We start from the raw sequence: 9,375 nt of genomic DNA on the forward strand, positions 1-9,375 counted from the left end.
GACAGGGTTATTCAGGACCAATTCAGCGCGCAATCTAACATCGTTTTGAAGGCCAGAATTGCCTCATTACAAGACAAGTCTAATAGCGTTTATTCTCCTGAAATGTGGAAAGCGTCCACGGGGGCTGTCACTCCGCAGTAACTGTCGTTGCGCAGAGTGCCCCGCAAAAATGTCATATCGCTCAGCCCACGTTATTGTTGACGTGCTACGTAATATGCGTATAGCGTCCGCTGTATGGACGAAACCTCTCCCCTTCACTCTGTCTGTGAGCTGAAAACCTTCCGGAAAGATGCTCAGGACGCCGGCATGACGGAAGAAGAGATTTCCAACCTTGTGGATATGCTTGCAGCAGATCCAGAGGCAGGAGACGTAATTAAGGGAACTGGAGGATGTCGTAAGGTAAGAGTGGCTGGAAGAGGAAAAGGGAAAAGCGGCGGTTACAGAACCATAACTTTTTTTTCCGGACCAAATTTGCCACTTTTTTTAATTACCGTTTTCTCCAAGGGGGAGTGTGATGATCTTTCACAGTCTGAGCGAAACTCTTTGTCGAAACTAACGTCTCAGATTGTAGAAGTATATGCACAGAAAATCGTGAAAGTGAGCACAAGAGCATGAAAAAGACGGCATTCGAAAAGATCCAGGCGGGTCTGGTCGAAGCTCTCTCCGTGGCAAAGGGAGATGCCGAACCTGCCCGCATGCATGTCGCCCCTGAGATTGACGTCCGGGCGATTCGTCAGAAAACAGAACTTACCCAAGATAGCTTTGCTTCCACATTCGGTTTTAATGTCGATCAGGTGAAAAATTGGGAGCAGGGCCGTTCTCGGCCGCTCGGTGGTGCGCGTGCTTACCTTCTTCTCATTAATCGCTATCCAGAAGAGATAAAGAAGCTGCGTCTGGAGCTGGCAAGCACAGAAACCGAACAGGAATACGATGAGGTGAGGTGCGGCTGATTAGTCAGAAGAGAACGACTGCTCCGGTTCTTTTGTTGACATGCCCCCCTTAATCGGCATATTTTTATAAAATCTTCGAAGTCGTGTGCCCATCTGGGTTCACGGCTTTTTTTATGTTTCCTGAAAAGTAGAGCCAATGAAACACGGGCAGAATTTCTGCCGTGGTGCTGTCGTTCTGTCTTCCGGGAAGCCATCTCTGGTTGTGGCAGTCTCAAAAGCCGGGGCCATTATTGTCCCACTTCGGCCTGCAAGCCTCCCGCGCCATCGTGCTGATGTGACCGTGCCACCGCTTGCGGGGCCTGGTATGACAGCAGCGCGTTGCGCGGATCTATCACACGAAATTTTTTCGCGTCTGAATCCGCTTAACGAAACCACCAGTGTGCGTTTCGGTGAGAAGGATATGGCGCGCGTGGATGAGGCCATCCGTCGAGAGATCGTTTCCCGCGTAGGTGAGCAACTGCCACCCGGTATCATCAAGTCAACTTGCCGCCCGATTTTTGGGAGCCGTGGCCGGAAGGTCGGCGGCCCACCTTCGGACTGAAAAGCGTCATGATAACGCGGAGTTATCTGACACCGCCTGCCGGGCAATGTGTCAGATAACCCGCAGATACCCTCTCAAACCCGTCAGATAACGGCAGTTATCTGACGCTTTTTGAGGTCTGGAAACGACCCTATAATTTAGGAATATCAAATGGTTAGCGGTGATCAGCCCAGATCGGCCGCGCCAGCAGCCCCGGATGACGGTCTCAACAGGGCAGACATTCCGCTCGTCAAAACGTGGCTCCATAACCGCAGCAGCCATACAGTGCGGGCCTACCGCGCGGACGTTGCAGAGTTCGCCCGTTTTGTTGCCAAGCCCATGGCTGATGTTGTCCTGGAGGATCTCCAGGCGTGGCATGACAGCATGAGCGATGCGTCAGACAGCACGCGGCGCAGGAAGCTCAGCGCCGTGAAGTCTTTGCTGACCTACGGCCACAAGCTGGACTTCCTTCCGCATGACGCGGGAATGGCGTTTCGCCTGGAGCGCGGCAGGGACAGTCTGAACGAGCGCATTCTCACGCGGCCGCAGGTGCTCGCCATGATTGCGGGCGAGGCTGATCCGCGTCGTCATGGTTTGCTGGCGTTGCTGTATGGAACCGGCGTGAGGCTCTCGGAGGCCTGCACACTGCGTTGGCGCGACATGACACGCCGCCAGTCTGGCGGCATCGCAACGGTTTTCGGCAAAGGCGGCAAGACCCGGCACGTCCAGGTCGCGGCGTCTTTGTGGAAAGAGCTCGTGGCGCTCAGGGTTGATGACGGGCCGGATGCGCCTGTTGTCCCCGGCCACGATGGCGGCCCGCTTCACATCCGCGCAGCACATCGCGTGGTGAAGCGGGCCGCAAAGAGGGCTGGGCTTGCGCCGGATGCGTCCGCCCACTGGCTGCGCCACGCTTTCGCGTCGCACCAGTTGGATGCCGGGCAAAACGTGCATTGGGTGCAAGCCCAGCTTGGGCATAGCTCGCTCGCCACGACAACACGCTACAGCCACGCCAGCGCGGACACCGTTGGCGCGGATCTTCTCGCCTGACGCACCGAGCGCGGGCACATCAGACAACGACGGAGGACGACAATGACAACCGTGCCTGACGGTTACATGCGGGACGGTCGCGGGCGGCTGGTGCCAGAGGCGAACGTCCGGCCATCTGACAAGCTGCAGGATGATCTTGTACGCCGTTTGCATGCTCAGGGTGAGCCGGTGCGGCAGTTCATGCTGGAATTCAAGCGCACCTGTTTCACAGAAGTGCATGCGTTCCTTGAACTGGTGGCGGAGCAGTACGCGACCAAGATCGGTGGTGAGAAAGGCAACGTCACGCTCACCAGTTACGATGGCACGCTCCGCGTCACGGTTGCGGTTGGCAACTGCATTTCGTTCGGCCCGGAAATTCAGTCGGCCAAGACCATCATTGATGAATGCCTCAAAGAGTGGACCAAGGGCGGCAACCCCAATCTTGAAGCTATCGTCATGGACGCCTTTGACGTTGGTCAGCAGGGCAAGCTCCAGGCTGGCAAGATCCTTGGGCTCCGTCGTCTGAACATTGAGGATGAACGGTGGCTGCGCGCCATGAACGCCATTTCTGACAGCGTGCGTCTAGACGTGACGAAGGACTATGTGCGCCTGCATCGTCGCGGCAACGTAGAAGGTAAGTGGGAGCTTGTGCCATTCGACATGGCCAAGCTGTGAGCGTGAGCCGTAAACATGCCTCACTGAGCTGCCTGAAGCCGCTTGTCGGTGTTCTGGATACCAGCATAGCCAAGGAGCCGCCCAAGCGTGCTGACAGCTTTTATACGAGCCCTGAATGGCGGGCTCTTATGGCTGAGATCAAGCGCGAGAGGCCCAACTGTTGCGAACGCTGCGGGCGGAGCGGCACGCGTCTCTTTGGCGACCACATCGTGGAGCTGAAGGACGGCGGCGCGAAGCTGGACAAACGCAACGTGCAGTTGCTGTGCGGCTCCTGTCACACGGCCAAAACAGCCAGCGTGCGGGCCGAACGGAACGCCCGAATCTGGTGATCTGCGACATGCGCGTGGAGCATGGGGGGGGAGGGTAAATCTTCGCCCGGCGCATAGGGGCGTAACCGCGCCCGTCCCACGCGTGAAAAATTTTCCGTTTCTGGGTTTTTAAAGTGCGCACTTTGAGCGCAAAGGGAGGGGCTGTTGGCCAGAAAATCAAGCATCGACTGGGCAGCGGTTGAAGCTGACTTTCGCGCCGGAGGCCAGTCAAACCGCCAACTTTCGGAGAAGTATGGCGTTGCGGAAAGCTCCATACGCAAGCGCATCAAGGCTGAGGGATGGGTGCGCACCAATGCCTCCAAAGTGCGCACTAAACCGCAAAGTGCGCACCAACCTGTGCGCACCAGTCCCTCAGCCCCTGCAAAACAGGCCAGCATCCCCCGGAAAAGTGCCGATCATCCCCTGAATGAGCGGATCAGCGCACTGGCATCACGCCTGATGGGTGAACTGGAGGATGCCACGGCTTACCTGGGCGAAATCGCGGACGCCATTGAGGATGAAACGGCTGAAGACCGGAGCACCCGCCGCAAGCAGGCCATGCTCAAGGCCATCAGCACCAGAGAACGGACCGAGACGCTGCGCACCCTGAAGCAGATCGACATGATGGAATCAGGGAAGGCGGGAAAGAAAGGCGTGAAGGAAGAACGCAAGGAAGCAGCAGAAAAAGCTGCGAAGGGCCGGTTTGCCCGCATGCCTTCCCCGAAGTTGGTTGTAAACAATGGTAAGTAAATCTCCCAAGAAGACAGGATCAGGTGCGTGCAAGGTTGCTCCGGCCTCCCAGAAGAAGGCAACAACCAGCCGGACACGCAAGCGGGCTGTGACGCTACCAGACAAAAGCGGAAAGCCGGTCTGGAGCACGGCGTGCAAGGACTGGGAAAAGCGGATCACGGCAGGCGAAAGCCTTGTGCCGTGCAAGCCGCTTTTTCCAGCGGCGGCCGAGCAGGGCATGGCGGTCTTCAATGCGCTCAAGATCGTGGACGTTCTGTATGAACCGACCATCGGGGAATCTTGCCGGGACTGGCTGAAGGACTTTGCGGCTGCCATTTTCGGGTCATATGACCCGGATACCGGCACCCGTCTGATTACCGAGTTCTTCCTGCTGGTCAGCAAGAAAAACACCAAGTCCACCATTGCGGCCGGTGTGATGCTGACGGTGCTGATCCTGAACTGGCGGCAGTCCGCTGAGTTCCTGATTCTGGCACCTACCAAGGAAGCTGCTGACAACGCGTTCAAGCCAGCGCGGGATATGATCCGGGCGGATCCGGATCTTGAAGCCCTGTTCCATGTGCAGGATTACACACGCATCATCACGCACCTGGAAACGGGTGCGACCCTGAAGGTGGTAGCGGCTGACGGATCCTCGGTTGTGGGGAAGAAGGCCACCGGCATTCTGGTGGATGAGCTGTGGGAGTTCGGGAAGAAACCGACTGCTGAAAACATGCTGATGGAAGCCACCGGCGGCATTGCGTCCCGTCCGGAAGGCTTTGTCATCTATCTCAGCACCCAGTCGGATGAAGAACCGGCCGGGGTGTTCAAGAGCCGTCTGGACTATGCCCGCTCAGTGCGAGACGGGAAGATCGTGGCACCGCGTTTCCTGCCGGTGATCTATGAATTCCCGCAGAAGGTTCTGGATAAGAACGGCCAGCACAACCCGGACAACTGGTACATGACCAACCCCAATCTGGGTGTGTCGGTGTCAGAAGAGTTCCTGCGTGACAAATACGCCCAGGCCAAAGAGGCAGGGGAGGGAGTGCTGCGCGTGTGGACGGCCAAGCACCTGAACGTCCAGGTGGGCATGTCCCTGCGGGAAAAGGCCTGGGCCGGAGCCAAGTATTGGGAGCGCCAGGGGAATGCGCAGGTCACGCTGGAACTGCTGCTGGAGTGCTCGGACGTGATTGTCTGCGGTATCGACGGCGGCGGTCTGGATGACTTTCTCTCCTTGGCTGTTCTGGGCCGGGACGCGAAAAGCCAGGACTGGCTGCACTGGCAGCGCAGTTGGGTTTTCAAGGACGTGCTGAAGCACCGCAAGGAAGAGGCCCCGCGCTATCTGGATTTCCAGAAGGAGGGGGATCTCGTCATCACCCAGGAGATGCGAGAAGACAACCAGCAGTTGGCGGATGTGATTGAGCAGATCGACGAGACCGACAAGCTGGCGCTGATTGGTCTGGATCCAGCCGGTGTGGCTGAAATCGTGTTCGCTTTGCATGCGAAGGGCATTGAGCAGGACCGCATTGTCGGGGTGAGTCAGGGCTGGAAGATGACCGGAGCCATCAAGACGCTGGAGCGCAAGCTGGCTGACGGCACGTTTTCTCATGGCAACCGCCCCATCATGGCGTGGGCTGTCGGGAATGCCAAGGCGCAGGCCAAAGGGAACAATGTGGAAATCACCAAGCAGATGGCGGGCGGCAAGAAGATTGATCCGCTGATGGCCCTGTTTGATGCCGTTTCCTGCATGGCGCGCAATCCGGAGCCTCCTACCAGAAGCATCTATGATCGTGAGGAACTATGGGACTCCTGAACCGCCTGTTCGGTAGCGCGCCTGCACCACCCGCAGATCGGCAGGAGCCGCATTTCAGCAATGCGGGCAACCCGGAAAATCCAACAACACCGCTCAGCGATATCGCAAGCTGGGAGGATTTTCTCGGCACGCCTGGAAGCGGGCAGGAGTGGATGCCACGGGTGCGGGAAACCACCTCCATGGCATGCTCCGCCGTTTACCGTTGCGTCACGCTGGAAGCCGGGGTGATCGCCGGACTGCCGCTGAAGATCTGGAAGCAGAAGGACAACGGGGAACGGGAAGAAGCGGCCAGGCACAGGCTCGCTCCGCTCCTGAATGTCATGCCCTATCCGGGCAGATCCCTGACGGCGTTCTCCTGGCGGGAACTCTGGGGGCTCAACCTGCTGTTGTGGGGAAACCACTACAGCGCCATCCGGTATGATGGTGCCGCCCGTGTGATCGGGTTTGAAACCTTCATGCCCTGGCAGGTTCAGGTTGTCCGGATCCCGTCCATGCCTGGCGTGAATTTCTACGTCTGCACCCATCTGGATGGTCGGGTGGAAACGGTTCTGCAGGAAGATATGCTGCACATACCGGGGCCGGGCTTTGATGGGGTCAAGGGACTTTCCCGCATCCAGTCCTTTGCGCGTGGATCAGTCGGTCTGGCGCAGACCATGGAGGAACGCACCGGCCGCCTGCATCAGAATGCAGCACTCCCCAGCGGGGTGATGCAGGTGCCAAGCAAAATGAATGATACCTCGTTCCGGCGCATGAAAGCGCAGATCGAGAACAATTATTCAGGCGTTTCCAAATGGGGCCGCACGATCATTGTGGATGATGGGGCAAAATATACGCCGTTCCAGTTAAGCCCACAGGATCTGCAAACCATTGAGGCCAGACGCTATCAGGTTGCGGACATTTCCCGGTTTTTTGGCGTGCCGCTACACCTGCTGAATGAGACGGATAAAACCACATCGTGGGGATCCGGCCTTTCTGAAAACACATTGGCGTATCTGATTTTCACCCTTGATGCGGATCTGAAGCGCATTGAAGGGGAGCTCAATGCGAAGTTGTTTCTGGGCACACCGTATTTTGTGGAGTTTGACCGTGATGGCCTGCTCTCCATGGACCCGCAGAAAGCAGCGGCTGTAACGGCACAGCAGATCAGCAGCGGCCAGTTGACCATTAACGAGAGCCGAAAGAAGCGGAACCTGCCAGCCGTGCAAGGCGGTGACACCGTGCTGGTGAACAGCACTAACGTGCCGCTGGAGCAGCAGGCGAGCAAGAAGGCTGATCCGCAGCCACAGAGGCCTTCACCACCTCAAAAAACATGAGGCCATATGTATCGATATCATTCACCGGCGGCACGGTTCTCCAACCGCGCGCTGCTGACGTACGCCCAGACCGGACTTCCTCAGAAACTTGATATGCGGCCACGTGCAGCAGCGGATGAGGCCGCAATCATCTATCTGTATGATGAAATCGGCTTATGGGGCACCACAGCCAAGGATTTTACCCAGATCCTTGCATCAATCGGGCCCGGGCCGATTGACATGCATATCAACAGCCCAGGCGGAGATGTGTTTGACGGGCTGGCAATTTTCGCAGCCCTGCAAGCGCATGACGGCCCGGTAAACGTGGTGGTGGATGGTCTAGCGGCCTCTGCTGCTTCCTTTATCGCGCTTGCTGGTAGCACCATCAGCATGGCTCCTAACGCCTTCCTCATGATCCATAACGCTTGGGGCGTGGTGGTCGGCAACAAGGGAGACATGACGGATACGGCCGATGTTCTGGGCAAGATCGACGGTCAGCTTGTCAGTTTGTATGCCGATAAAACCGGGCAGAAGCCGGAGGCCATCACTCAGATGATGAACGCGGAAACATGGTTTACCGCGCAGGAAGCCAAGGATGCCGGGTTCATCGACACCATTCTGGATGCCAGCCAGAACAAGGCCCAGCCCGCCCTGAAAAACGGTGTGTTTGAGCACCAGCCAGCACAGCCATCCAATACTCTTTCCGTACCGGACATTGCAGCGCGTCGCCGCATGGTCCGCCTGGCCGAAGCCGAAAGCTGACGCCCACCTCTCCGGATTTTCCGGACAGTTCACTCTCATTCCCTCACCGGAGACAATTTGATGAAATCCAAGGAACTGCGCGCCAAACGGGCGAAGCTGATTGAAGACGCACGCGCTCTGGCCAACGGCGAGACAATGACAGCCGAGCAGGTCACCCAGTTCGATGCCATGATGGCCGAAGCGGATCAGATCAAGGGCCAGATCGACCGTATTGAAAAAGCGGATGCGGCCAACAAGGAACTGGCCGCAGGCATTGCAGCCCGTGCTGAAAACAATGGCACCAGTCCTGATGAGCAGGAAGAGGACGAGAAGCGTCATGAACGGGTGTTCGTGGCGTGGCTCCGTGGCGGCATTGATGCGCTTGCGGGTGAAGATCGCGCCTTTGCCATGCAACGTGTTCAGGCTTATCAGGCGAACTTCAAGAACGCAGGTGACATGGGCACCGGCACCGGCCCTGGTGGCGGCTATCTCGTCCCGCCTGCGTTCGCAGCCCAACTGCTGATTGCGCTGAAGGACTACTTCACGGCCCTGAACCTGTTTGATGAAATCACAGGCGGCACGGGTGCGGATCTTCCGTGGCCGACCAATGATGACACCTCCCGTCGCGCCAAGATCATTGGCGAAAATCAGCAGGTCGGTCAGGGGAACATGAACTTCGGGCAGGTCAGCCTGAAGGCCTTCCTGTATGCGACGGACGCCATTCTGGTGCCCTGGACGCTGATGCAGGACAGCTTCATGGATCTGGATGCGTTCATCCGGACTGCTATTGCCACGGCGTTCGGGCGCACACTGGCTGATGATCTGACCATCGGTACTGGTGTGGGGATGCCGCAGGGTGTTCTGACAGCAGCAGCGGCCGGACCAACGGCCAAGGGTGCAGACCTGGTGTATGATGACTTTGTGGAGCTGATCCACAGCGTCAACCGGGCTTACCGGTCCGGTGCCGTCTTCATGATGAATGACAACAGCACCAAGGCCCTGCATCTGCTGAAGGACAATCAAGGCCGCCCGCTGTGGGTGCCGAGCCTCGTCACCGGTATGCCCGATACGTTTGCGGGTTACCCGATTGAGGTTAATGAGAGCATGCCGGACATTGCGGCCGGTGCCACGCCCATCCTGTTTGGCAACCTGAAGAACTACAAGTTCCGCATGGTCAACCAGGTCTCCGTGGTGCGCCTGAATGAGCGGTATGCTGACTATTTGCAGACCGGTTACTTCGGATATGCCCGCTTCGGTGGTGGCCTGCCGTCTGCGGCCCAGCCGATCAAGAAACTGGTCATGCCTGGCACAGCAGGCGGCTGAT

At 57.8% G+C, this 9,375-nt stretch carries 11 protein-coding genes; all 11 read left to right on the plus strand.

Features of this window, described 5'->3' with window-relative positions; translation table 11 throughout:
* Positions 1 to 306 precede the first annotated feature (306 nt).
* A complete protein-coding gene (locus ASN_RS08730) occupies positions 307 to 615 on the plus strand; it encodes a type II toxin-antitoxin system RelE/ParE family toxin (RefSeq protein WP_058989246.1) in 309 nt (102 codons plus the stop codon).
* On the plus strand, positions 612 to 950 hold the full coding sequence (locus ASN_RS08735; RefSeq protein ID WP_058987935.1) for a helix-turn-helix domain-containing protein: 339 nt from the start codon (positions 612 to 614) through the stop codon (positions 948 to 950). The genes ASN_RS08730 and ASN_RS08735 overlap by 4 nt, the downstream gene beginning before the upstream one ends.
* A 136-nt stretch (positions 951 to 1,086) precedes the next feature.
* Positions 1,087 to 1,491, plus strand: coding sequence for a hypothetical protein (locus ASN_RS08740; RefSeq protein WP_058987936.1), 405 nt, complete (start codon positions 1,087 to 1,089; stop codon positions 1,489 to 1,491).
* A 150-nt stretch (positions 1,492 to 1,641) separates the two neighbouring features.
* A complete protein-coding gene (locus tag ASN_RS08745) occupies positions 1,642 to 2,517 on the plus strand; it encodes a tyrosine-type recombinase/integrase (protein ID WP_058987937.1) in 876 nt (291 codons plus the stop codon).
* A 42-nt stretch (positions 2,518 to 2,559) separates the two neighbouring features.
* Positions 2,560 to 3,171, plus strand: coding sequence for a DUF3164 family protein (locus ASN_RS08750; protein WP_035381444.1), 612 nt, complete (start codon positions 2,560 to 2,562; stop codon positions 3,169 to 3,171).
* Between the two features lie 2 nt (positions 3,172 to 3,173).
* Entirely contained in the window at positions 3,174 to 3,500 is a 327-nt protein-coding gene (locus ASN_RS08755; RefSeq protein WP_058987938.1) for an HNH endonuclease signature motif containing protein, read from the plus strand.
* A gap of 144 nt (positions 3,501 to 3,644) precedes the next feature.
* Positions 3,645 to 4,229 carry a hypothetical protein gene (locus tag ASN_RS08760; RefSeq protein ID WP_058987939.1) on the plus strand — a complete coding sequence of 195 codons (585 nt, stop codon included), beginning with the start codon at positions 3,645 to 3,647 and terminating at the stop codon, positions 4,227 to 4,229.
* Positions 4,219 to 6,018 (plus strand): terminase large subunit, encoded by a 1,800-nt coding sequence (locus tag ASN_RS08765; RefSeq protein WP_058987940.1) that lies wholly within the window; start codon positions 4,219 to 4,221, stop codon positions 6,016 to 6,018. Before ASN_RS08760 ends, ASN_RS08765 begins: the two co-directional genes overlap by 11 nt.
* Positions 6,006 to 7,331, plus strand: coding sequence for a phage portal protein (locus ASN_RS08770; protein ID WP_058987941.1), 1,326 nt, complete (start codon positions 6,006 to 6,008; stop codon positions 7,329 to 7,331). The genes ASN_RS08765 and ASN_RS08770 overlap by 13 nt, the downstream gene beginning before the upstream one ends.
* Before the next feature lie 6 nt (positions 7,332 to 7,337).
* Complete coding sequence (locus ASN_RS08775) at positions 7,338 to 8,072, plus strand: head maturation protease, ClpP-related (RefSeq protein ID WP_058987942.1); 735 nt, start codon at positions 7,338 to 7,340, stop codon at positions 8,070 to 8,072.
* A gap of 60 nt (positions 8,073 to 8,132) precedes the next feature.
* Positions 8,133 to 9,374: a phage major capsid protein gene (locus ASN_RS08780; protein ID WP_058987943.1), complete on the plus strand. Its 1,242-nt coding sequence runs from the start codon at positions 8,133 to 8,135 to the stop codon at positions 9,372 to 9,374.
* Position 9,375: the final 1 nt, after the last annotated feature.

This window comes from Acetobacter senegalensis, assembly GCF_001499615.1.
GTDB classification, from domain to species: Bacteria; Pseudomonadota; Alphaproteobacteria; order Acetobacterales; family Acetobacteraceae; genus Acetobacter; species Acetobacter senegalensis.

Bases quoted from the DNA above. Each gene is read 5' to 3' on its own strand.
- ASN_RS08730 (WP_058989246.1), top strand. From the start codon at position 307: ATGACGGAAGAAGAGATTTCCAACCTTGTGGATATGCTTGCAGCAGAT.
- ASN_RS08735 (WP_058987935.1), top strand. From the start codon at position 612: ATGAAAAAGACGGCATTCGAAAAGATCCAGGCGGGTCTGGTCGAAGCT.
- ASN_RS08740 (WP_058987936.1), top strand. From the start codon at position 1,087: ATGAAACACGGGCAGAATTTCTGCCGTGGTGCTGTCGTTCTGTCTTCC.
- ASN_RS08745 (WP_058987937.1), top strand. From the start codon at position 1,642: ATGGTTAGCGGTGATCAGCCCAGATCGGCCGCGCCAGCAGCCCCGGAT.
- ASN_RS08750 (WP_035381444.1), top strand. From the start codon at position 2,560: ATGACAACCGTGCCTGACGGTTACATGCGGGACGGTCGCGGGCGGCTG.
- ASN_RS08765 (WP_058987940.1), top strand. From the start codon at position 4,219: ATGGTAAGTAAATCTCCCAAGAAGACAGGATCAGGTGCGTGCAAGGTT.
- ASN_RS08770 (WP_058987941.1), top strand. From the start codon at position 6,006: ATGGGACTCCTGAACCGCCTGTTCGGTAGCGCGCCTGCACCACCCGCA.
- ASN_RS08775 (WP_058987942.1), top strand. From the start codon at position 7,338: ATGTATCGATATCATTCACCGGCGGCACGGTTCTCCAACCGCGCGCTG.
- ASN_RS08780 (WP_058987943.1), top strand. From the start codon at position 8,133: ATGAAATCCAAGGAACTGCGCGCCAAACGGGCGAAGCTGATTGAAGAC.